The sequence below is a fragment of the Caproicibacterium sp. NSD3 genome (assembly GCF_053613275.1).
The window spans coordinates 408,283-431,188 of sequence record NZ_CM132119.1; the positions used below are offsets into that span (position 1 = coordinate 408,283).

Below are 22,906 nucleotides of genomic sequence, written 5' to 3' on the forward strand. Positions count from 1 at the left end.
ATGAAAAAGGTCGTTATAATTGGTGGTGTAGCGGGAGGAGCAAGCTGCGCAGCTAGACTTCGCCGGCTGGATGAAAGCGCCGAAATTGTTGTTTTGGAGCGTGGCGAATACATCTCCTATGCGAACTGCGGGTTGCCATACTATGTTGGCGATGTGATCAAGTCCAGAGATGCGCTGCTCCTGCAGACTCCGGAAGCAATGAAAAAGAAGTTCCGCGTCGATGTCCGCGTAAAAAATGAAGTAATCAAAATTGACAGGGAAAAGAAAGTCGTGCAAGTTAGGCGGCTGGAAGATGAAAAAACCTACGAAGAGTCTTATGATACGCTCGTGATCTCTACCGGTTCGTCGCCGGTTCGCCCTCGAATTCCTGGAATTGATTCTCCGAGGATTCAAACCTTATGGACGGTTCCGGATACAGACCGCATCCGTAAAATGATTCATGAGCAGGGGGCGCACTCAGCGGCGGTGGTCGGCGGCGGATTTATCGGTCTGGAAATGGCGGAAAATCTCAGTCATGCAGGGCTTGAAGTATCCGTAATTGAAGCGGCCGATCAGGTGATGGCTCCGCTCGATTATGAGATGGCACAGCTTCTGCACGAAAATCTGCGGGAAAACTGTGTTGATTTGTATCTTGGCGATGGTGTTAGCGCGTTTCACGATGAGAAGGATGCAGTAAAAATATCCTTAAACAGCGGAAAATCGGTTATGGCCGATATGGTACTTCTTTCGATCGGTGTACGCCCGAACGGAGAACTGGCCAAAGAGGCAGGACTTGCTGTCAATGCACGCGGCGGAATTGTCGTGGATAAGATGCTTCACACTTCTGATCCTGACATCTTTGCGGTCGGCGATGTGATAGAAGTAGAAGATTTTATTTCGAAAGACCGCACCATGGTTCCATTGGCAGGTCCTGCAAACAAACAGGGACGGATTGCAGCCAACAATATTGCCGGTGCGCACGAGGAATATAACGGGACGATGGGGACATCGGTCGCAAAAGTATTTGATCTTACGGCTGCATGCACCGGCGCAAATGAAAAAACACTTGCAAAACAGGGAAAAGTAAAAGGGAAAGACTACGAGAGTGTTCTCATTACGCAGAACTCTCATGCCGGATACTACCCTGGTGCAGTGCCGCTGACACTGAAGCTGATTTTCAGCATGGATGGGGCGCACATTCTTGGCGCTCAGATCGTAGGGCGGGATGGCGTCGACAAGCGAATTGATACGATTGCCGTTGCCATTCGGATGGGTGCCGGCGTTGGGGACCTTAAACAGCTTGAACTTGCCTATGCGCCTCCGTACTCCTCTGCAAAAGATCCGGTAAATATGGCTGGTTTTGTTGCAGAAAATGTTTTGTCCGGAGTGGTATCTTTTACTCCATGGAATATTGAAAAAACGAATCCTGACGCTTTGCTGCTTGATGTGCGGGAGGATGCAGAGCTTCTTGCATTTTCTTTGCCGCAGGCCGTGCATATCCCACTCGGACAGCTGCGCGACCGACTTGATGAGCTCGATCACAGCCGGGAAATCATTACTTTCTGTGCCATTGGAGTACGCTCCTATAATGCAGCTCGTATTTTGATGCAACATGGATTCAGCAATGTAAAAGTGTATCCTGGCGGAACACGATTTTATCAGTCCACACATCCGCAGGAAAACTCTCCGGCAGTTTGTTGCCGGCCTAATTCGTCCGAGCATATGGAAAAGAAAGTAGATTCTCAAACAGATATTTCGCTGCGCATTGACTGCAGCGGAATGCAATGCCCCGGTCCTATTATGAAAGTATATGAATCCATGCAAAAAATGCAGTATGGGGAAGTGATGGAAGTATCCGCTTCCGACCCGGGATTTGTTCGTGACATCAATGCATGGTGCCGCAGAACCGGAAATGAGCTTCTTTCAAAGGAGCAGCGTGGTTCGGATTATGTTGCCCGTGTGATGAAAAAGAGCAGGAAACCCGCTGAAACGATTTCTGCAAAAGAACCTCCCCAGGGAAAAACGCTGATTGTATTTTCTGGAGATTTAGATAAAGTTTTGGCCAGCTTTATTATTGCCAACGGTGCCGCTGCCATGGGACGGCCGGTCACGATGTTCTTTACTTTTTGGGGCCTAATGGCGCTTCGGAAAGAAAAGAAGCAATCTGTCAGTAAGACGATGATGGAATCTTTGTTTGGAACCATGCTACCGCGTGGAAGCAAAAGACTAAAGCTTTCGAAGATGAACATGGGCGGACTTGGGACCGCAATGATGAAAAGAATAATGAACGACAAAAACGTTGATTCTTTGGAAGCCCTTATCCAGAAAGCCATGAAGGCCGGTGTAAAGATCATTGCTTGCTCAATGAGTATGGAAATCATGGGGATCAGAAAAGAAGAACTGATTGACGGGGTAGAAATCGGCGGTGTCGGAACTTATTTGGGAGATGCCGAAGAGTCCAATGTAAATTTGTTTATTTGATTTTTTGATCATTTATTCGTACTTTAAGTAAAAAGCGAATCCACATTTAGAAAATAAAAAATCCGCAGTTGCTTTCACGAGCAGACTGCGGATTTTTTTGTTTGTAATAAAATATTGATGCGTTGATGCGAAAAAGCATGCCACTTTATTTTTCTGTCGGAATGATGCTTCTTAGTTTTTCTTTGTCTATGACTTTTACGCCGCCTCTGTAGAGCTCTACAATGCCTTCGCCCGCAAAATACTTCAGCATGCGGGAGACTACTTCGCGCGCAGTTCCCATATATTTGGCAATTTGTTCATGAGTCAAAGGAATTTTATCTGTATGGTTCTTGCTGCATTCGTCCCATAAAAAGATGGCCAGTCGTTTGTCAATTCCCATAAATAGGATCTGCTCCATTGCCCACATCACATCCGAGAAACGTTCCGTTGCAGTTTGGTACGTAAAGCATTTTACATAGATATTTTTTTCTGACATCTCGTGAAATGCAGACGAGTTCACAAGCAGCACGTCGGTATCTTCCTCGGCATCAATGAATACGTCAAATGTAATCGTATCCAACATGCAGGAAGCGGAAAGAACACAGACATTCCCGGGAAACAGGCGGAAAATCGTGACGTCACGTCCTTCTTCGGATAATAAATAAGTGCGCAGTTGCCCTTTTGTGACCAGAAGAATTCCAATACAGTCCGCATTCCCGTTATGAACACAGGTTCCTTTCTGATAATGCGTAGAAACCGTGTTTTCTAAAAAGAATTTCTTTTCGGCACTCGAAAGATGTTCCCAAAAGGAAAAGTGCTTAGAGTATAGGTCACTGTAGTTTTCTGATGTCATGTTTGTCTCCGTTTCTATAGAAAAAGGTGGCATACGTTTGTGAGATAGTTTGTCGGAATATAAATTATCATATGCAGAAGTGCCTAGGCTGTCAATAGCTCTATTAGCAAATGTTATGGAATGCACTGCGCTTTTCTTACGATGTCGGGACTACCTTGCCTGTAAAGCACTCACCTGCTAATATAAGTGTTAGCTGAAGGGCAAAAAATTATCTCAAAAGTTGATTAACAAAAAATCAGGACAACCCCTGACTTTTTTAATTAGAGAAGCGTTATATATCAATGGATGGATAAAAAGGAAGTGCTGCAGTGGAGGACGAAAATCTGATTCAGCGCATAAAGACAGGCGATGTCGATGCAATGGATCAGCTGGTTCAAAAATACTATGGGTCGGTCTATACCTACTGTTACCGTAAGGTGGGCAACAAAGACGATGCCCAAGATCTTACACAGGAGACTTTTCTGCATTTCTGCCGGAATTTTGACAGTTATGCGCAGAGAGGAAAAGTGAAAAATTACTTATATACGATTGCTCACAATCTTTATGTAAGTATGATGCGAAAAAGCGTTCCGATCCATTTGGAAGAATGGGGAAAAGAGGAGTCTCATAATGATGTAGATCAATTTGAAGTAGCGGATTCTATCCGAAAGGTATTGTCCGAATTGCCGGATGAGCAGAGAGATGTCGTTTTACTTCGGTTCTATCAGGATTTAAAGATCAAAGACATTGCACAGATTACAGGTTCCGGCTTATCTGTCACGAAATACAGACTCAGTCAAGGCATAAAAACCATCAAAAAACTTATGAGGGGAGATTAATTATGAATCGAGACGATCGAGAAATCCGTAATTATCTGCAGCAGGATTCGATTCCCTCGTATGACCCGGAAAAAATGCAGCAGACGGTTCGCCTTGCACGACAGGCATATTGCAATCGCCTATTATCCAAACGGATTGGTTTTGGGGAGTTTATACGGATGCAGATGCACTTTATTGGGCATTGGGTATGGTTTACCCAGGCTGCGCTTGTGCTTGGATTTTTGATTCTTCTTACAAAATATAATTTTGGGCAACCCGATTTACAGCACATTCTGCTGCTGTTTTCGGCCGCTTCACCCATGATTGCCCTTGTTGGTTTCCCGGAGCTTTTGAAAAGCTATTCTCATGGAATGGAAGAAATCGAGTCCTGCACCCGATTTTCTATGCGGAAACTGATGGGTGCCAGAATGCTGATCCTTGGCTTGACGGATTTGTTTTGTCTCACAGTGATTCTGGCAGTGTCCACTGCACACAGCGGTGAGCTTCTCCTGAGAATGATCTTATATCTGTTTGTACCGTTCAACCTGACTTGCTGTGGATGTCTTACCGTGCTGAGCCATGTAAAAAGCAGACAGGGCGGGTATTACTGCGGAGCAATCTGTGCTTTGTGCATCGCTGTTTTTACTAGTCTGTCTTTTGTCAGGCGGTATTATGAAGCGGCAGCAACGGGAGCTTGGGTAATTATGTTTATTCTAACGCTCGTTTATCTTGCTGTAGAGGTTGTGCAGACATTTCAAAGCTTCAATCGCTTTTACGCAAAAGAAGAAGCAATTTCGGTAACTTGGCAATAAATTTATGGAGGAAGCAAAAATGGAACTAACATTTAGGAATCTAACGAAAAAGTACAAAGATAAAACGGCGGTCGATGCGCTTTGTGTTACGCTGACACCCGGAATCTATGGGCTGCTTGGTGCGAACGGTGCCGGTAAAACCACATTGATGCGCATGGCCTGCGGTATTTTGAATCCGACTTCCGGAAAGGTTTTGTTTGATGGGAAAGATGCACTTCGCATGGGCGAAAATTACCGTGATTTATTGGGCTATCTTCCGCAGCATTTCGGGTATTATCCTGTTTTTACCGCACTGGACTATTTGCTGTATATTGCAGCCTTAAAAGGGCTGAGCGCAGGTGCGGCGAAAGTGAGAGCTAATGAACTTTTGGAACTCGTATCGCTTCAAACAGTAGCTAAAAAGAAAATAAAAACGTTTTCCGGCGGTATGAAGCGGCGTCTCGGCATTGCACAAGCGCTTTTAAACGATCCTAAAATACTGGTGCTTGATGAGCCGACAGCTGGACTTGACCCCAAAGAGCGCGTCCGTTTTCGCAACCTGATTTCTGATATTTCCAAAGATAAAATTGTAATTTTGTCCACCCATATTGTATCGGATGTAGAGTATATTGCAGATACCATCCTGATGATGAAAGAGGGAAAACTCATCCATCAAGGCAAACCAAGTGAAATTACCGCCTCCATCAACGGATATGTTTGGGAGTGCCAGGTTGACCCGATGCAGGCAGAAATGCTCAACAGTGAATATACGATTTCCAACCTGAAGCACGAAGGCAATGTGGACATGCTCCGGATTGTTTCTGAACATAAGCCCACCGAAAACGCGGTGCAAACGGAACCTACATTAGAGGATTTATATCTTTTCTATTTTTCAGAAGAAGTCTGTCATGAAAAAAACTGAAATCGATGAGTGAAAGCAGAACCCTTAAAAGAAACAATTAAAGGAGAGATTAGGATCATGCGTATATTTATGATGGAGCTTAAACGTATGGGCAAAACACGTGCGACATGGATTTCAGCAGTCGCTGCGGTTGTCATGTCGATTGTTCTAGCGTTTTCCGTATTTGCCAGCGAGGACTATGAAACCGTCGATCAAGACGGAAATACAGAAAGAATCACCGGCATATCTGCTATCGCTGTCAATCAAGAGCGGATAGCGCCATATGAAGGAGAAGTAACGGTGAGCAAACTTCAATCGGATTTGGAAGTGTTTCATAGTCTGTTTGATCAATATGGAGGGAATATTCCATTCGATCTTTATAACAAAGAACTTTCCCCAAGGTTTCAGCGGCTCAATTTGATTGCTTCTGCGTATTCGGATAATCAAGATATTTTTACCGCTTTGGAAAAAATTCAGCCTGATGATGTACAGAATTTTTATGCTCAGCGAAATCAAAAGTTAGAAGAAAAGTTAGAAGCAAAATATCCTCATAATTCCGATGTGAAAAATCAAGTGATGCTGCTCAATAGTCAGGTAAAAACGCCACTTACTTATTTCTACGGAATTCCAAGTAACAGCTTTTTTATTCTCAATTTTTTAATTTTTATTTTATTGCTGATCTGCGTTATGATTAATGCACCTGCTTTTTCGGGGGAATACCAAACTGGGTCTGATGACATTCTCCGTAGCACTCGAAACGGAAGAACGAAATTGGCAGTCAGCAAGCTTTTGGCGGCCCTGTTGATTGATTTGATACTATTTACCGTCAGCATTGCAATTTTCATTTTGGTGGTGGATAAAACGTTCGGTTGGGAAAGGCTTGTTAGTTCCGCACAGATTCACAATCTCTTTTTATTCCTGCCCATCACGGTTGGTCAGGAGCAGGCACTTTTGGTTGTGGCAGGATTTTTAACTATTTTTGCCACTGCCTGTTTTTCAATGTTTCTATCGGCCAAATGCCATAGTTCGACAACTACGCTGATCATTGCCATCGCGTTTTGTTTGTTACCGGATATTTTACACCAGGTGATACAGGGAGCGGGAAACTTGGCTGGATTCATAAGCTGCATTTTGCCGTCCAGCGGCCTTGGTATCAACAATAATTTTTCTTACCAATTGGGGAATATGCTGTTTATTCAAATAGGCCCATTCAGTGTTTGGTCTCCATATCTGATTATGGGTGCCGCAGCGATTGAAATCCCCTTGTTTTTTATTTTGGCGATCCGCACCTATTGCAAACATCAGGTATCCTGAATGTTTAGAAATTGAACTCAGAGCATCGGTTCGACTAATTGATAAGCCGGAACATTATTGTTCCGGCTTGTTTTGAATAATCTTGTATGTTAAAATATTTTGTAATGAATTGAATTTTATCGATATGATTTGTGCAAGTAAAATCAAGCACTGTAATTTTTATTATATTATAATTGTTACAGAGTGGTTGAAGCGAGGGGAGTAGGCAAATGTACGAATGGAACAAGCAGATCCAAATAATCGTTGATCAAATTGATGAGAGTATTAGACATCATCACGGTGAAGCACTAACACTGCAGTTCCTTTCTCGCAAGTTGGGCTATTCTGAATTTTATACTACCAGAAAATTTAAGAAAATATCGGGTATGCAGTTTAGAGATTATTTGCGGCTTAGAAAGTTAGCCTTTGCGCTAAAAGAAGTTCGGGATAGTGAAAAAAACATTTTGGATATTGCTTTTGATTATGGTTTTTCATCACATGAAGCTTTTACCAGAGCTTTCAAGGAAACATATGGGGTAACTCCAAGTGAATATCGAAAGAATCCTAAGCCTGTCGTTCTTCGTACGAAAATAAACCCGTTCGACCGCTACTTTTTTGGATTTGGAGAGATTGGTATGATGAAATCTACAGATGATGTTAAAATTTATTTTGTAACCATTCCCGCACACAAATTTTTGCACATTAAAAACTATGAGAGTAATGGATACTGGGATTTTTGGCAAAAGCAAAGTCTTATTCCGGGACAAGACTGCGAAACAATTTGCGGCCTACTCGATAGTATCAAAGGCAAATTGGATGACAATGGTGGGAGTGAATCTAACAGCAGCAGCGGTCAGATTATGGCGTACATTAATGATCCGGACGGCAGACTCTGCGATTGGGGCATTCCACGCACAGAATGTTATGGGGCGCGTCTTCCTTTTGATTATAAAGGCGAAGTACCGCCACAAATGCTTATGGTTGATGTTCCCGAAGCCGAGTATATCGTTTTTGAACATGGGCCATTCAATTATGAGCAGGAAAATCGTAGTGTAGAGGAAAAAATAGAAAAGGCAATGGCAACTTTTGATTTTACGGGTACTGGTTACTGCTATGATACTTCTCCTGGAAGAATCATTTACTTTTATCATGATCCGGAGCGTTTTTGGAAATATGTCAGACCAGTACGAAAGGCATAATCGCAGGTTTATTTTAGACAGCTAAAAATAAAAAGAATAGAAAATGTAAAAAGTTCTTGACATTTTTGCATCGCAGTGTTATACTCCGAAATGTAAAAACAATTTGACATTTCGGAGGCAAAACAATGAGAAAAATGGATGAGATGGAGTTGGCTATTTCTCTGCGGGCAATTCGCTGGGCATATCTGTTTACTGCACTTGCTCTATTTGTGTGGGGAACTCGTGATCTTATCTGCCAGGGTAAGATCACGATGCCAATTTATCTGCTGATTTTTCAAAACCTGGTTTATTATTTTTCCACTATTATTTCGAAAATTAAAGTTGGAGATGAAGAGGAAAAAAAAGCCTTTATTGGATTTCCGCTCCTGACAGTGGCATTTTTAATCGCATTCGGTGTACTTCTTCTGCTTTTCCCGGGTAAATAAAATGGAAAACGATATTAGGAAACGACGAAAAGCACTTGGTATGCGGCAGGAAGACCTTGCTGAAAAGCTTGGAGTTACCCGTCAGACCATCAATGCCATTGAAAATAACAAATACAACCCAACATTGGAACTTGCGATGAAAGTAGCTCGTTTATTAAATGCATCCGTAGAAAGTATTTTTCGCTTGCCAGATTAATTACTATTGATCAGTTTCGAGTTTAAACAACAAAATTTATAATTAATAGAAAAATCCATGTGTAGGTCTGAGTGTTTACACATGGATTTTTTAGTGTGTCATTTGCTCAATTTAGATGCAGGTTTTAAACGCGAGCGAAGCTGCAAAAAAAGAAAAGAGTCCGAACGCGAATTGCATGCAGACTCAGTCTGCTGTGTCATTTGCTCAATTTAAATGCAGGTTTTAAACGCCAGCGGTAAACTGCAAAAAAGAAAAGAGTCCGAACGCGAATTGCGTCCGGACTCAGTCTGGCGGAAGCGGTGGGATTCGAACCCACGAGACCTTGCGGTCTACCTGATTTCGAGTCAGGCCCGTTATGACCACTTCGATACGCTTCCATATAGATTAAATTACAGATAAACTCAAAAACCCATTATAAAGTTTCTGGCAGAAGTCTGCATTTTCCATTTTAAAGAATTTGCCTAAAAAAGTCAAGGGCGAAATCTCGTTTTGACTTGACTGAAAATCAGTCAACAGGTAAAATAATAGACATAATGAGTAGATTTTCTATTATTTTGCAAAAAGGGGTATATTATGAACCGAACGAAACAGGCCGCTGCAGAGCTGGCTTCTCTCTCTGTTTATCACGGAATCTTAAATCGAACCGTTCCCAAGGCACTTTATCGTCTGCTTTGGGCTGATACAAAAGAAACTTTTCTCAATGCGTGGGGAGAATTTTTTGCTGTTCTTTGTGAAAGAGAGAGCAGTGAAAACTTTGCCGGGCATCTAACCAGTACAGCACTATACGATGAAAATGCGTTTTCGCTGGCTTCCGCTGCCGGAAATGTGAACTTTTCCAATTGTGTGCAGGCAGCTGTAGAGCGTGATCTCGAAATTATTTTGGATCTTTCCCGTTTAACCCCCGATGATCTTTTGCAGAGCTGTGGCTTTTCAGATCTTCCGCCACTGCCGCGTTGGGAAACGGGAGAACCGGTGGAACTGCTGCGCGGGGATGCAAAGACTTGCGCACAGCAGATGGCTCAGTATTATCAGAAAAATGGATGCGGAATGTATGCGCGATATCGGGCATTTATTTGGAGAGATAAGCGGATTTTGCCGGTGGCGCATCCAGACAAGCAGAGAATGAATCAGCTGAAAGGCTATGAAGTACAGCGCCAAATGGCGATTGATAATACAGTCGCATTTTTAAAAGGCTACCCGGCGAATAACTGTCTGCTTTATGGTGATCGTGGTACCGGAAAATCTTCTACCGTGAAGGCACTTTTGAATGAATTTTATCCGCAGGGACTGCGTGTGATTGAGATGCCAAAAGAATATTTGATGGATTTTCCTTATTTAGTGGATCAGATTGCGGAAATCCCGATGAAATTTATTATCTTTATTGATGATCTTTCTTTTTCACAGCAGGACAGCACCTATGCGGCACTAAAGTCTGTTTTGCAGGGAGGATTGGCTGCAAGACCGGATAATTCTCTGATTTATGCCACCAGTAATCGCCGCCATCTTCTGCGGGAGAGCTTTTCAGACCGTGATGGAGATGAGGTGCACCAGAGCGATACCATTCAGGAAAGTCTGTCTCTTGCAGATCGTTTTGGGCTTTCCATTAACTTTATGCTTCCTGATAAAGTACGCTTTTTTGAAATTGTTGATCAGCTTGCCTATCAGCATGACCTCAAAGAGTATATTCCTTTGTTGGAAGCCGGTGCGGAGCGCTGGGCGACGGTTCATGGAGGCCGTTCTCCCAGAGTTGCCCAGCAATATATTTGCGATGCACAGGCAAAACTAAGCATGGGAAAATCGTTGGATGACTGACGACCTTTAGAAAGAGAGGATTTTATGAAAAAAAGATGGCTTGCAGGATTTCTTTGCATCACCTTTTTTTTAATGATGGTTACCGGCTGCGGGCAGGCGCAGATATCATCTGCAGTTTCCGGCGCTGCAGCTGCCGATTGGCCTGTAAAGGTAGAGAATGTTAATCTTACAAAGGAACCTGCTGGTGTTGCGGTACTTTCAGGAAATATTGCCGATATTCTTTTAAAGCTGCGGTATGAAACTGTTCTGAAAGCCCGCAGTGAAGACTGTAGTCAGAACGAGCTGTCTTCGCTTCCGGTATATAGTCTTGATCAGGCAAAAGAGCTCAAAAATTTGGGTGTTGATCTTGCCCTTACTGATCAGACACCAACACAGGACCAAACCAAAGCTTTTTCTGATGCGGGGATCATTTTGCTTAGTTTTTTACCGGCAAACGGAAGAGCGGATCTCAGCCGCCTTTATACAGAAGTTGGAACTGCAGTAAAAGGCGCACGCACCGGATATGAGCAGGGAGTTAAAATGGCGGAACAGGTTTTGATGGGGATTGATTCTGTTGCACGGATTATTCCCAATAAAAATATTTTGCTCACCGGAATTTATGTTTCGGATACGGATGGATCAGCTGTTACCGGAGATATGTTTCAGAATTCCATTTTGGAAAGCGCCGGCGTGACCAATGTAGCCGCAGGCTCTGAAGATGGAAAAATGGATTTAACGGCTCTTAAAAGAGCAAATCCGCAGGTGATTTTCTGTCCGGTTGGATTAAAAGAAAAGCTCGAAAGTGCGGATATCTTCGAGGGCCTTTCTGCGGTCAAAGAAGGACGCGTTTATGAAATTGATCCCAATTACATGAAGTGGCAGGGAGAGACCGTGATGTTTGCAGTAACAGAGATCGCAGGGTTTGCTTATCCGGAATTAAAGCAGACAGGTTCTTCGTCTGCTTCATAAATTTAGGTTTCGTAAGGCGCCTGATCCAATTAACAGAAATCAAAAAGCAGTACAGTCTTTTGACTGTACTGCTTTTTTTATCGTGATCTAAATTTATTTTTTGCTAAAAACAAACGAAATCTTTTTATTAAAGTTCGCGGGGGAGAAAGCCAACCTTCCGCATTACTTTGCTGAGGGTACGGTTTGCAATTCGTTCCGCTTTTTCGGCGCTTTCATTCCAGCAAGACTGCAGAAAAGCTTTGTCCTTGCTATATTTCGCATACCGCTCTTGAATTGGGCGAAGATGCTCTACAACTGCTTCTCCAACGGCTGTTTTAAAATCACCATAACCGCGACCAAAAAATTCCGCTTCAATTTCCTGATAATTTTTCCCCGTGACACAGCTGTAAATATCCATTAGATTATTAATTCCGTCTTTTCCTTCGCCATAGTGGACACAGGCTTCGCTGTCCGTGATGGCACGCTTAAACTTGCGCATGATATCTTCCGGCTTGTCCAATACATAAATGCAGCCATTTACATTTTCATCGGACTTGCTCATCTTTTTGGTGGGATCTTGGAGGCTCATGATTTTGCCGCCCTGTTTCATGGTATAGCCTTCTGGAATTTTAAAGGTGGGGCTGTAAAGGCCGTTAAAGCGAGTCGCAATGTTGCGGGTCAGTTCCAAATGCTGTGTCTGGTCAGCACCAACCGGAACTAAATCGGCCTGATAGAGTAGAATGTCTGCTGCCATCAGACTCGGATAAGTAAAAAGCCCGGCGTTGATATTGTCCGCATGCTTTTTGGATTTATCCTTAAACTGCGTCATGCGGGAAAGCTCTCCAAATTGTGTATAGCAGTCAAGAACCCATGCAAGCTGTGCATGAGCAGAGACATGGCTCTGAAGGAAGAAAAGACTTTTTTTAACGTCAATTCCGCAGGCGAGAAGAAGCGCATAGGCTTCCAACGCATGTTTGCGGAACTGCGCCGGTTCCTGCCGAACGGTAATTGTGTGTAAATCTGCTAAAGCAAAAATGCAGTCAAATTCATCCTGTAGGCTGATCCAGTTTTTAAGTGCCCCAAGATAATTTCCCAGCGTAATATTTCCGCTGGGCTGAATGGCGCTGAATATGCGCTTCTTAGGTGTTTCGGAATTCGTTGTAGTAGGATTGGTAATCTCCATATTTGTTTTTATCTCCTCATAAAATGGTATCAAAAAAATTAGCCGCGGTCTTTCCAGCCTTTTGCAAGTTCTCCCAGGCGGTGAATTCCTTCTGCGAGTTCTTCATCGGTAGGAGAAGAATAATTAATGCGGAAGCTCTGGCATGGCATGGTGTCATCGGTGTAAAATGCGTTGCCGGGCACAGCACAAACTTTGCATTCCTTTACGGCAGCAGCGCAGAAATCGAGCATTGGAATGTAATCCGGGAGTGTGCACCAGATAAAAAGCCCGCCTTCAATTGCGCGGTAAGGCATCAATTCTTGATAGAGAGCCAAAGCTTCCTTTGCAATAGTATATTTATTGCGATAAATCGTGCGCAGTGCAGTTAGATGTTCCGAAAGATCGTAATGAGTCAGAAAGCGATGAATGACCATCTGGCTCCAAATGTTGGTATGGACATCCTGCCCCTGTTTGCAGACGACCATTTTTTGAATCAATTCATCGCCGCAGACGGCGTAGCCGACACGCATGCCGGGAGAGACAATTTTGCTGAAGGTACCGCAGTAGAGAACGCGGTTATCAGTGTCCAATGTTTTGATCGCGGAAATCGGCTCGCCGGCAAACCGAAGTTCTCCGTAAGGATTGTCTTCGATGATAAGAATGTCATATTCCTGCGCGAGCCTGTAAATTTCTTTCCGCTTTTCCCAACTGGTTGTGATGCCGGTAGGATTCTGAAAGTTCGGAATGATATAAAGAAATTTAGCGCGTTTTTCTTCTCTTAGCGCTTTTTCGAGTTCGATCAAATCAAGACCGTCGTCCTGTAGGGGGATTCCACGCAGACGGGCATTATAGGAGCGGAAGGTGTTAAGAGCCCCCAAAAAGCTGGGCTCTTCACAGAGAACCACATCGCCTTCATTTAAAAGGGATTTGGAGACGAGATCCATAATTTGCTGTGCACCGCTTGTAATGATGAGCTCGTCGTTTTCATGATAGATATTTCCTTTTCTCAAAATCTCGCGGAGATCTTCACGCAAAGCAGGTAACCCCTCGGTGACGCTGTACTGCAGCGCATCGATCGGGTGGTCTTTCATAATGGCGGTACTGCATTCCCGCAGTGGGACAACCGGGAAGGCTTCCGGTGCAGGATTTCCAGCAGAAAGAGAAATAACATCAGGGTCGCTTGCATACTTTAGAATTTCGCGAATAGCAGAGGGTTTTAACCCCATCACGCGGTCAGCAAATTGATAATCCATATAAATTAGCCTTCTTTCTTTTAAACTGAAGAGTGTGTTTTATCTCAATGATTACTTTAAACTTTATTCTATCACAGAACGGCCTATGATTCCAGAAAAAAGTTCATCTTTCCGGCGGTTTCTGACAAAGTTGTAAAACTGAATTTCCTTATAATGGAAATATCACAATCCCTGTGTCTTTCGGAAAAATTAAAGTTAAAAATCATGCCGAAAAACGCAGAATAAGAAAGGATGGCTTTCTCTCTATGACAACGACGAAAAGCAGAGCAGCGGACAAGCCTCAGGAAGACGCACTATTCCGGAATCTGTGCGGCCAGATTGCCTTTTTTGCCCTAGGGCTGCTCTGCTCAAAAGCAACTGTATTTGGGGAATATGCCCCGTTTGGGGTTGCGCTGGCGGCGGCAGCGCCGGGAACCCTGATTTGGGGAGGGACGGCAGGTGCCCTTTTGGGGTATCTTCTTCCGGGAACTGCAAGAGTTCCGGTGCATTATCTGGCGGCTCTTTTAGCGGGCGGAGCACTTAGATGGGCTTTGAACGACTTGGTTAAACCAAGCCAAAAAGCGTTGCTTTCGGGGGGAGCTGCAGGGCTTTCGGTGCTGTGCACAGGGCTTTGCGTTGCAGCTGTCAATGGGGCTTCCGGAGGGAGCACTGCTCTTTTTGTGGCAGAGTCTCTTTTAAGTGGCGCTTGGGGTTATTTCTTTGCTCGCACTTTGGAGGTACTCTGGGACAAGCCTTCTACTGCCGGCCTTTTGCCACAGGATCTTTGCTGCTGTGCGTTTTCGGCCGGAGCAGTATTGCTGGCGCTTTCCGGTGTTGCCGTAGAGGGAGTCTCTCTTGGAAGAATTTTGGCCGTTTTGTTTATTCTTTATGCGGCACGGTTTGGCGGCGCTGCAGGAGGGGCTGTCTCTGGAATTGGAGCGGGAGCGGCTTTTGCGCTTTCTACAACCGGACTAAATTATCTTTCCGGCGCTTATGCGCTTGGAGGTTTGATGGCAGGCTTATTTTCGCCTTTGGGAAAGCTCGCAGGGGCCTGTGCCTTTGTAATGGCAAATGTAATTGCCTCTTTGCAGGTAGGCTCGACGCCGACTGTTTTTGCGGGAATTTATGAAGTCGCGATTGCAACGGTCGTTTATATGATATTGCCCTCTCGCGTCGGTGCCAGATTCTTGCGCCTTTTTGCCAGAAAAGATGACGCTCCCCGCACGGATGGACTACGGCGGTCAATCGTTTCTCGGTTGGATTTTACGGCGCAGACTATGGAAAAAATATCAGATACAGTAGAGCAGGTTGGGGATAAATTGGACGAAGCAGATCAGCTTGAGAGTGCGCGAGAGCATACCATGCCGACTTTACCGGGCAAAAATCTTGCGCGTGGCCTTCTGATCCAACAATTTTCAACCGTTGGAACTGTTTTAGAAGAGATGGCTTCCGATCTGGAAATTTATGAACGCTGTGATTATCAGACAGCGAGAGCGGTTCGGGAAGTACTGCGGGATTTCAACCTGACTCCAGTAGATGTAAATTGCGTGGTGGATCGGTTTGGCCGAATGAAAGTAGAAGCACTGGCAACGCGCAGCGGCGCAGGAGTTGTTAATAAAGCACAGCTTGCGCAGGAGATTTCGCGCACCTGCAGCCGTCGCTTTAATCCACCGGCCATTGTGCGTATCGGTGCCAACTGGCGGATGGTTTTCGGCGAACGAGTTCGCTATCGTGTATTGGCAGGCTGTGCGCGTCATTCGTGTAATAATCAGAAGCTCTGTGGGGATAGCTATCAGTATTTTTCAGATGGGCAGGGCCACGAGATTGCTGTTTTAAGCGATGGGATGGGAACCGGAGGCCGTGCAGCTGTTGATGGAACAATGGCTGCCGATGTTTTTTCGGATTTGATGAAAGCGGGAATTGGATTTGACAGCGCGCTTAAAATCGTCAATTCTGCGCTTGTTGTAAAGTCTGTCGATGAATCGCTGGCAACGCTGGATGTTTTGAGCCTTGATCTTTATACCGGTTCAGTAGAATTTTATAAAGCAGGTGCGCCAATGAGCTTTGTGCGCCGCGAGGGAGATGTGATTCCCATTGATGCACCCGGAGTGCCGGTAGGAATTTTGGAAGAAGCAAAATTCCATAAAATCAATGAAGTGATTGACGCAGGCGATTTGATTGTTCTTTTAAGTGATGGAGCACTTTCCTCAGGAGCTAACTGGATTGCGGATAAAATTTCCGGCTGGGATGACCGCATGCCGCAGGAATTGGCAGAATCTATTGTAGCAGAAGCGGTCGCCCGCCGTGTAGACGGTCATGACGATGATATAACAGTGCTCGTATTTAAATTGATCGACAATCACTGACCGGAAAGTTGCAATTTGCTTGCTGTCATGATATGATTCTCCTTGCTGATTTTTATTTTGAAAGCAGGAGGATTGCGGTATGCTGTTTGTTTCTGGGGTGTTGTTTATTTTAATTGGCATTTATATTGGAATCAAAATTTACCGAAAATCACAGAATCAGGAAGAAGAAAAATTCGGAAGGATCCCAAAATTCTTAACTTTGCAGGAGATATTCGAAAAGTTGGGAGAACATCCGGATTTTAAACGGAATGAGGTTATTCGTCTGCAGGGCGTCCTCTATTGTGACCATACGGAAGAAACACCACTTTCCGGGACTTCGGCAATCTATTATGAAAGCCGGGCGGACGCAATGGAAAAGGGTGGAATCGAAAAGTCAATCTTTGAACGTTCCAGCCAAAATGTTCTTTATTTTGAAGAGAAAACCTCAGGCAAACGAATTTATTTGGATTTGAAAAGTTATGGAAAATATGCACAGATCCTTCCTGCATGCTTTGAAACGGTCTTGATCGATTCTCCTGATTACCGAAAATTCCAGGACAAGCTTTCTTATCAGCCCGAAAATCCGGATAATTTTCGCGGGTTTAAAGTAACGGAAGGATATCTTCCGGAAGGACAAAACGTTTTTGTAAAAGGCAGGCTCATAGAGAAGGAGGGGAAAATATGGATTTCCCCCAATGCAAGGGATCCTTTCTTCTCCTATCATCAGCAATGTGTATCGAAAAAAGATAACTCCATGAAAGTGGCTGCAATCGGAACGACGGCTGTTATGGTGATTTTAGGGGTCTTTTGCCTCATCACATATTTTCAGCATGGCTCATAAAATGTAAGGACTAAAAAAAGGAATCTCCTCTGTAATGCTTAAAAAGCTGCAGAGGAGATTCCTTTTTTAGATTTAAAAGTTTAAAGAACCTTTTTACGATCAATCTTACTGATTGTTAGACGACGGCTAATATTTTTACGTAAGAGCGTATAAATAACGGAGCCAAGAGGAATTGAAAGAAGCATTCCAACGAGGCCCATTGAGTTTCCGCCCACTGTCACTGCAAGCAACACCCAAATAGGAGGAAGCCCAACACTGTTTCCAACGACGTGAGGATAAATGAAGTTTCCTTCGAGCTGCTGCAGGATCAGGAAAAAGATTACATAGTAGATTGCCTGAATGGGATCTACGGTTAAGATCAGGAGGCCGCCGATGACTGCGCTGAAGAAGGAACCGAAAATTGGGATCAGAGCCATAAAGGCGACAAAAACTGAAATTAAAGAAGCATAGGGGAAATGGAAGATATTCATTCCGATAAAGCACAGAAAGCCCAAAATACAAGCTTCCGTGCATTGGCCTGCGATAAAATGAGAAAAAGTGCTGTTCGTCAGCCGACAGAGATTCAAAAAGCGGTCAATCTTCTTTTCCGGCAGATAAGCATAAAGAAGACGCCGGATTTGCCGCTGCAGTTTTTCTTTTTGGGCCAGTGTATAGATTGCAAAAATACAGCCCATGGTAAAGGTAAAGATTCCGCTGAAAACATTTGTGGCAACTGTAATGGTGGAGCCCATAATATCGGAAAAAGAAGAGACGACTTTTTGCCCCATCTGAGTAAAGACCCGGTTGATACTGGACCAGTCAATTTGAATTTTTCCTAATTCTAGTTGAATTTTAGGGAAGCTATTTCCTAAATCCTGAATCCAAATCTGCAGCTGATTAAGAAACGTAGGCGTATTTCCAATGAGCGTTTCAAAGGTGTGCAAAAGCTCCGGCATCACCTGAAAAATGATTGCAACGATCAATCCTAAAATTAAAACGATCGTCAAAATAAGGCACAACGGACGGCGAATGCGTTTCCATGTTTTGGAATTTGCATACTTTCGGTTAACGCCTGCAAAAAGCCGGGTCTCAATTGCTTTCATTGGAACATTTGCAACGAAAGCAAACGCAAGACCTAAAAGAAATGGCTTAAATATATTGAAAATCCACCAAAAGACATCAGAGGCGTAGCGGAGATTCATAAGAGCCAGAAACAGCACGATTGCAAAAGCAATTAAAAACATGAGCTGCTTTGTATTTTGCCGATTGAATTCCACAATACCAATCCTTTCTCCAATAGATAAAACCCATTTTGATTTCTTTATTGTACTCCATTTTAAGGGGCATTACAACTGATATCTTCTTTAGAACAAAATGAAATCTCTTATATCTATCTGCTATCATTTTGTCATAAAAAAGCTTATAATAATCACAAAAAAACAAAAAGGAGAGATTATGATGCGGAAAATTACAACTGTGAATACAAAAGTGATGCTTCTTTGCATCTCGGCGGCGTATATCGTTCTAAGCTTAATTTTGCTCTGCAACAGTAAGATTTCCATGCAGAATGTCTGCTCTGTTTTAGGAATGGTTCTTCTTGTAATGGGCGCAGTCAGCATTGTTTGGTATTTTTTCAAGAAAGAATATCTTGATCCCAGCCGTTTTGGTTTTGCAGTCGGAATAGGGGAAGGAATGCTAGGTTGTTTTGCACTGTTTCAGGGGGAGAGAGGCGCAGTTGTCATCCTACAGATTTTGGCGTTCTGCATTTTATTAGATAGCCTTTTAAAACTGCAGTATTCTATGAATTTGCTGCAGATGAAATTTCACTTTTGGTGGGTTGCTCTGCTTTTGAGTTTTGTAACGATTGGATTAGGAATGACAGCTTTAAATTATCCATTTGGAGACGAGATTTTTCACGCAAAATTTACTTATATTTCATTGATCTTGGATGCTGTAATCAATGTGATCGTTGTCCTTTTTCAAAGGGTTGCGCAAAAACAAATTGAAAAAGCATTACTTCCGGCTGAACTCCAAAAAGAAGATAACGATTTCGTAGAAGATGAAACAAAAGAAGAATGATGTTTTTTAAAGAAGAGAAAATTTTAATGCTTAAAAAAAGCTTTGTCATAAGGAGAAAATTCTCCTATAGCAAAGCTTTTTTATTTATCTTTTATTCTTGCAGTTCTGACTGCAAGATCTCTTCGACCTGATTGCGGCGTTCGAACAAAACACATCCGCCTGCATGTTCGTCTTTTAAAACATCGTGCTGTCGTAAATCTTTAAAAAATTGACTTTCAAGTGCCTGCAAAAGGGTAATCCCTTTTAAATTCTGGTCGCTGTAGGGAGAAAAAGGACATGGTTGTACGTCGCCGCGGGGATCAATATGAAAAAATCCTCTTCCTGCAGCTAAGCATCCCCCGGAAGATTTTTCATCCCCCGGAAAGGAAATCAGAACGGGACTAAAATCGCTGTTTCTAAGCATTGCAAGTCTCGAACTTAGATAGGCGCGTTCATTTTCTCCTGGGGCAAGCGATCTGGAATCTTCAGTAACAGGAACATATTCGACGAAGATGATAATTTTGCAGCCGCGGGATTCGAGATCTTGAAGGAATTTGTCTTCGGTTACTTCGGTAAGATTCTGTGTTGTTACCGTAACAGAAACGCCAAAAAGCAGGTGCTCTTTTTTCATGGTTTCCATAGCGCCAGTGACTTTTTGATAGACGCCATCCCCACGCCTTAGGTCGTTCTTTTCTTGTTCTCCTTCCATGCTGAAAATGGGAATCAGATTCCGGCAGCGTTTTAAGAGGGTTAGAGAAGATTCATTAAGCAAAGTGCCGTTAGTGAAAATTGGGAAAAGGATGTCAGAAAAATCCCCCGCTTTTTCGAGGACATCCCGACGCATAAAAGGTTCCCCACCTGCTAAAAGAATAAATCCGATTCCAAGGGACTCTGCTTCTTCAAAAATTCGCTGCCAGTCTTTTGACGATAAAAGACCAGCAGGGGAATCCTCAGTGCAGGTTCCGTTGGAACGGGCATAGCACCCTTTGCAGTGCAGGTTACACTGGCTGGAGATGCTGGCAATCAAAAAAGGCGGAATATGATGCCCCTGCGCTTCCAGTTCTTTGCGGCGGGAAGTACCTGCTTTGCTGGAGCGGGCAAAAGCTGCCATAAAAAGGCTTTCTTTCGGATCTTTCAGCGTGGCACGCAGAATTTCTTTTACGATTGACTCGACCCCTTTTGCTAAATAGGTTTCCAGATTCCATGAAGATTCCATTCGATTTTCCCCTTTTGCAAAAAAGATGCCCCATACAAGTTGCTTTGTATGGGGACGTCTTTTTAAAATTCAGTAAAAATTAATAAGCGCTCGTAGAAGTAGGCGGAACCGGATTTTGAGGAGCATTCAGACCAAGCTCCGAAGGATCCAGCATTCCGTTTTGGATTGCACGATCCCGCAAAAAGATATAAAGTTCTGCAAAGCTTGCGTGTGTATAAGGCCGCAGAAAGATAAACCCAATTCCAAAAGTCATCCCGCAGAGAATAACCCAGCCAATAAAAGAAAGTCCAAATACGAAGATGGACCCCTTTTCTCCCATTGTAAGTTGATTGCTGATTTGCCGTGCGCGGGAACCGGACAGATTTGGATTGTCACTCAGAATATAGTTGACCATGCTGTAGCGAAGAGAAGCAATAATTCCAGGGACTACAAACAAAAGAGTCCAGCCAAAGATGATCAGATCAGTAATCAGCTTTACACCGACGGTATTGAGCCAGTTGGCAGTGAATCCACTGAAGATTGCAGAAAAGCGGGTATCTCCGAAACGGTTATGTACATAAAAGCGACTTTCACCGATCTCGAATGCAGGGCTTACAAAGATGCTGTAAGCAATCATAAGCATCAAGAGAGGAATCACAAAGATGAAAATTAAAGGCAAAAGGTGGTTAATCCCGAAAAAGTGAAGAAAATTATAAAAAGCGTCTCTAAAGTCATGCCTACTCCCGTAATAAGAATAGGAATTAAAGTTATCCGGAATCTGATACACCGTTTTTACGGATGATCCCTGTGAAAAAAAGCTTCCTGTTAAAATAGCACAGACAAGTGATGCGCCAAGGCACAACCAATAGCGCCCCCTCAGGGCAAGTTTGGCATTTGATTTAATAATACTGCGATCCCACATGGCTTTTCCCTCCTTGTATTTTAGGATGTTTTGTCGGACAGTCGGGGAAGTATTTTCATTATATCAAAATTATTGGGAAAATGAAACTAAAATAAAGAAGCCTCTTTGAAAAGATCAAAAAGGCTTAGACGTCCATTCAGATTAAAAATCTATTTTGGGGGTCAGATACGTAACTAGTTCGTCAATCTTGATACGTTCCTGCTGCATGGTATCACGGTTACGGACAGTAACGCAGTTGTCCTCTTGTGAATCAAAATCGTAAGTGATGCAAAATGGTGTGCCGATTTCATCTTGCCGGCGATAACGTTTGCCGATAGAACCTGTTTCGTCAAAATCAATCATAAAAGATTTTGAAAGGGTTGCATAAACTTCGCGGGCTTTTTCAGAAAGCTTTTTCGAAAGAGGGAGGACGGCGGCCTTAAATGGAGCAAGAGACGGATGTAAATGTAAAACGACACGAACATCTTTCTTCGTTTCATCAATCACTTCTTCATCATAGGCATCGCATAGAAAAGCCAACGTGACGCGGTCAGCGCCGAGAGAAGGCTCTACAACATAGGGAAGGTAATGCGCACCGGTTTCCTGGTCAAAATAGGTGAGGTCTTTGCCGGAATGTTCCTGGTGGCGTCCTAAGTCATAATCGGTACGATCGGCAATTCCCCAAAGTTCGCCCCAGCCGAATGGGAAGAGATATTCGATATCGGTTGTCGCTTTGGAATAGAAGGAAAGCTCTTCTTTTTCATGGTCGCGCAGACGAATATTTTCTTTCGTAAGCCCCAAAGAAAGCAGCCAGTTTTCGCAGTAATCTTTCCAGTAGTGGAACCATTCAAGATCGGTATCCGGTTTGCAGAAAAATTCACATTCCATCTGCTCAAATTCCCGGGTGCGGAAGGTAAAGTTGCCGGGGGTGATTTCGTTGCGGAAGCTCTTGCCGATCTGGCAGATGCCGAAAGGCAGCTTCTTGCGGGTGGTGCGCTGAACATTCTGGAAGTTTACAAAAATTCCCTGTGCAGTTTCGGGACGCAGGTAGATTTCGTTTTTAGCATCTTCCGTAACGCCCTGAAAAGTTTTAAACATCAGGTTGAACTGACGGATATCAGTGAAATTTTCGCCGCCGCAGTTTGGGCATTTGATGTGATTTTCCCGGATGAATTTCATCATCTTTTCATTGCTCCAGCCATCTGCCGGTTCACCGGTAAAGTCTTCGATCAGTTTATCGGCGCGATGGCGAGCTTTGCAGTCTTTACAATCCATCAGGGGGTCGGAAAAACCTCCAACGTGACCGCTTGCGACCCAGACTTCCGGATTCATTAAAATAGCGCAGTCCAACCCAACATTATAGGGGCTTTCCTGAACAAATTTTTTCATCCATGCTTTTTTGACATTATTTTTAAATTCAACGCCGAGAGGACCGTAATCCCATGTGTTGGAAAGGCCGCCGTAAATTTCGCTGCCGCTGTAAATAAAGCCGCGATTTTTGCATAAGGATACGATCATGTCCATCGTTTTGTCGGTTGCTTTCATTTTAATAATTCTCCC

Annotated in this window: 20 protein-coding genes and 1 tRNA gene; 13 read left to right on the forward strand and 8 right to left on the reverse strand. The window is 43.6% G+C overall.

All coding sequences use genetic code 11. From position 1 onward, the window contains the following. Window positions 1–2,460 carry an FAD-dependent oxidoreductase gene (locus tag ACVS9P_RS01905; protein WP_452103963.1) on the forward strand — a complete coding sequence of 820 codons (2,460 nt, stop codon included), beginning with the start codon at window positions 1–3 and terminating at the stop codon, window positions 2,458–2,460. A gap of 145 nt (window positions 2,461–2,605) precedes the next feature. On the opposite strand, the gene ACVS9P_RS01910 is transcribed toward ACVS9P_RS01905, so the two are convergent. Beyond that, window positions 2,606–3,292 (reverse strand): Crp/Fnr family transcriptional regulator, encoded by a 687-nt coding sequence (locus ACVS9P_RS01910; protein ID WP_452103964.1) that lies wholly within the window; start codon window positions 3,290–3,292, stop codon window positions 2,606–2,608. Window positions 3,293–3,600: 308 nt separating this feature from the next. Here ACVS9P_RS01910 and ACVS9P_RS01915 point away from each other — a divergent pair, with 308 nt between their 5' ends. The 7 genes from ACVS9P_RS01915 to ACVS9P_RS01945 all read left to right on the forward strand — a co-directional run bounded on the left by ACVS9P_RS01915 (window position 3,601) and on the right by ACVS9P_RS01945 (window position 8,894). Then, window positions 3,601–4,110: an RNA polymerase sigma factor gene (locus tag ACVS9P_RS01915; protein ID WP_452103965.1), complete on the forward strand. Its 510-nt coding sequence runs from the start codon at window positions 3,601–3,603 to the stop codon at window positions 4,108–4,110. Between the two features lie 2 nt (window positions 4,111–4,112). Beyond that, window positions 4,113–4,901, forward strand: a complete 789-nt coding sequence (locus tag ACVS9P_RS01920; protein ID WP_452103966.1) for a hypothetical protein — start codon at window positions 4,113–4,115, stop codon at window positions 4,899–4,901. Between the two features lie 19 nt (window positions 4,902–4,920). Further along, the gene (locus ACVS9P_RS01925; protein ID WP_452103967.1) at window positions 4,921–5,802 is read left to right on the forward strand and encodes an ABC transporter ATP-binding protein; all 882 of its coding nucleotides are present in this window, start codon (window positions 4,921–4,923) and stop codon (window positions 5,800–5,802) included. Between the two features lie 57 nt (window positions 5,803–5,859). Then, the gene (locus ACVS9P_RS01930) at window positions 5,860–7,095 is read left to right on the forward strand and encodes an ABC transporter permease subunit (protein ID WP_452103968.1); all 1,236 of its coding nucleotides are present in this window, start codon (window positions 5,860–5,862) and stop codon (window positions 7,093–7,095) included. Window positions 7,096–7,304: 209 nt separating this feature from the next. Further along, window positions 7,305–8,273, forward strand: coding sequence for a helix-turn-helix transcriptional regulator (locus tag ACVS9P_RS01935; protein ID WP_452103969.1), 969 nt, complete (start codon window positions 7,305–7,307; stop codon window positions 8,271–8,273). 125 nt (window positions 8,274–8,398) lie between these two features. Then, complete coding sequence (locus tag ACVS9P_RS01940; protein ID WP_452103970.1) at window positions 8,399–8,698, forward strand: hypothetical protein; 300 nt, start codon at window positions 8,399–8,401, stop codon at window positions 8,696–8,698. 1 nt (window position 8,699) lies between these two features. Further along, entirely contained in the window at window positions 8,700–8,894 is a 195-nt protein-coding gene (locus ACVS9P_RS01945; protein WP_452103971.1) for a helix-turn-helix transcriptional regulator, read from the forward strand. Between the two features lie 288 nt (window positions 8,895–9,182). On the opposite strand, the gene ACVS9P_RS01950 is transcribed toward ACVS9P_RS01945, so the two are convergent. Beyond that, window positions 9,183–9,271: transfer RNA gene (locus tag ACVS9P_RS01950), tRNA-Ser, on the reverse strand. Between the two features lie 196 nt (window positions 9,272–9,467). Between ACVS9P_RS01950 and ACVS9P_RS01955 the strand changes: the two genes are divergently transcribed. Both ACVS9P_RS01955 and ACVS9P_RS01960 read left to right on the forward strand, forming a co-directional pair. Beyond that, window positions 9,468–10,706: an ATP-binding protein gene (locus ACVS9P_RS01955; protein ID WP_452103972.1), complete on the forward strand. Its 1,239-nt coding sequence runs from the start codon at window positions 9,468–9,470 to the stop codon at window positions 10,704–10,706. Window positions 10,707–10,730: 24 nt separating this feature from the next. Then, complete coding sequence (locus ACVS9P_RS01960; protein ID WP_452103973.1) at window positions 10,731–11,654, forward strand: ABC transporter substrate-binding protein; 924 nt, start codon at window positions 10,731–10,733, stop codon at window positions 11,652–11,654. A 127-nt stretch (window positions 11,655–11,781) separates the two neighbouring features. On the opposite strand, the gene trpS is transcribed toward ACVS9P_RS01960, so the two are convergent. Both trpS and ACVS9P_RS01970 read right to left on the reverse strand, forming a co-directional pair. After that, entirely contained in the window at window positions 11,782–12,816 is a 1,035-nt protein-coding gene (trpS, locus tag ACVS9P_RS01965) for a tryptophan--tRNA ligase (RefSeq protein WP_452103974.1), read from the reverse strand. Window positions 12,817–12,854: 38 nt separating this feature from the next. After that, window positions 12,855–14,048 carry an aminotransferase-like domain-containing protein gene (locus tag ACVS9P_RS01970; protein ID WP_452103975.1) on the reverse strand — a complete coding sequence of 398 codons (1,194 nt, stop codon included), beginning with the start codon at window positions 14,046–14,048 and terminating at the stop codon, window positions 12,855–12,857. 245 nt (window positions 14,049–14,293) lie between these two features. On the opposite strand from ACVS9P_RS01970, the gene ACVS9P_RS01975 reads away from it, so the two are divergent. Both ACVS9P_RS01975 and ACVS9P_RS01980 read left to right on the forward strand, forming a co-directional pair. Further along, window positions 14,294–16,393 (forward strand): SpoIIE family protein phosphatase, encoded by a 2,100-nt coding sequence (locus tag ACVS9P_RS01975; RefSeq protein WP_452103976.1) that lies wholly within the window; start codon window positions 14,294–14,296, stop codon window positions 16,391–16,393. A 79-nt stretch (window positions 16,394–16,472) separates the two neighbouring features. Then, entirely contained in the window at window positions 16,473–17,213 is a 741-nt protein-coding gene (locus ACVS9P_RS01980) for a hypothetical protein (protein WP_452103977.1), read from the forward strand. Window positions 17,214–17,293: 80 nt separating this feature from the next. Here the strand turns inward: ACVS9P_RS01980 and ACVS9P_RS01985 are convergent, their stop codons facing one another. Beyond that, window positions 17,294–18,469: an AI-2E family transporter gene (locus tag ACVS9P_RS01985; RefSeq protein WP_452103978.1), complete on the reverse strand. Its 1,176-nt coding sequence runs from the start codon at window positions 18,467–18,469 to the stop codon at window positions 17,294–17,296. 178 nt (window positions 18,470–18,647) lie between these two features. Here ACVS9P_RS01985 and ACVS9P_RS01990 point away from each other — a divergent pair, with 178 nt between their 5' ends. After that, on the forward strand, window positions 18,648–19,271 hold the full coding sequence (locus ACVS9P_RS01990; RefSeq protein WP_452103979.1) for a DUF308 domain-containing protein: 624 nt from the start codon (window positions 18,648–18,650) through the stop codon (window positions 19,269–19,271). Window positions 19,272–19,362: 91 nt separating this feature from the next. Here the strand turns inward: ACVS9P_RS01990 and ACVS9P_RS01995 are convergent, their stop codons facing one another. The 3 genes from ACVS9P_RS01995 to ACVS9P_RS02005 all read right to left on the reverse strand — a co-directional run bounded on the left by ACVS9P_RS01995 (window position 19,363) and on the right by ACVS9P_RS02005 (window position 22,891). Then, window positions 19,363–20,466 (reverse strand): radical SAM protein, encoded by a 1,104-nt coding sequence (locus tag ACVS9P_RS01995; RefSeq protein ID WP_452103980.1) that lies wholly within the window; start codon window positions 20,464–20,466, stop codon window positions 19,363–19,365. Window positions 20,467–20,545: 79 nt separating this feature from the next. Further along, window positions 20,546–21,367, reverse strand: a complete 822-nt coding sequence (locus ACVS9P_RS02000; RefSeq protein WP_452103981.1) for a DUF975 family protein — start codon at window positions 21,365–21,367, stop codon at window positions 20,546–20,548. A 141-nt stretch (window positions 21,368–21,508) separates the two neighbouring features. Next, window positions 21,509–22,891, reverse strand: coding sequence for a glycine--tRNA ligase (locus ACVS9P_RS02005; protein WP_452103982.1), 1,383 nt, complete (start codon window positions 22,889–22,891; stop codon window positions 21,509–21,511). Between the last annotated feature and the right edge of the window lie 15 nt (window positions 22,892–22,906).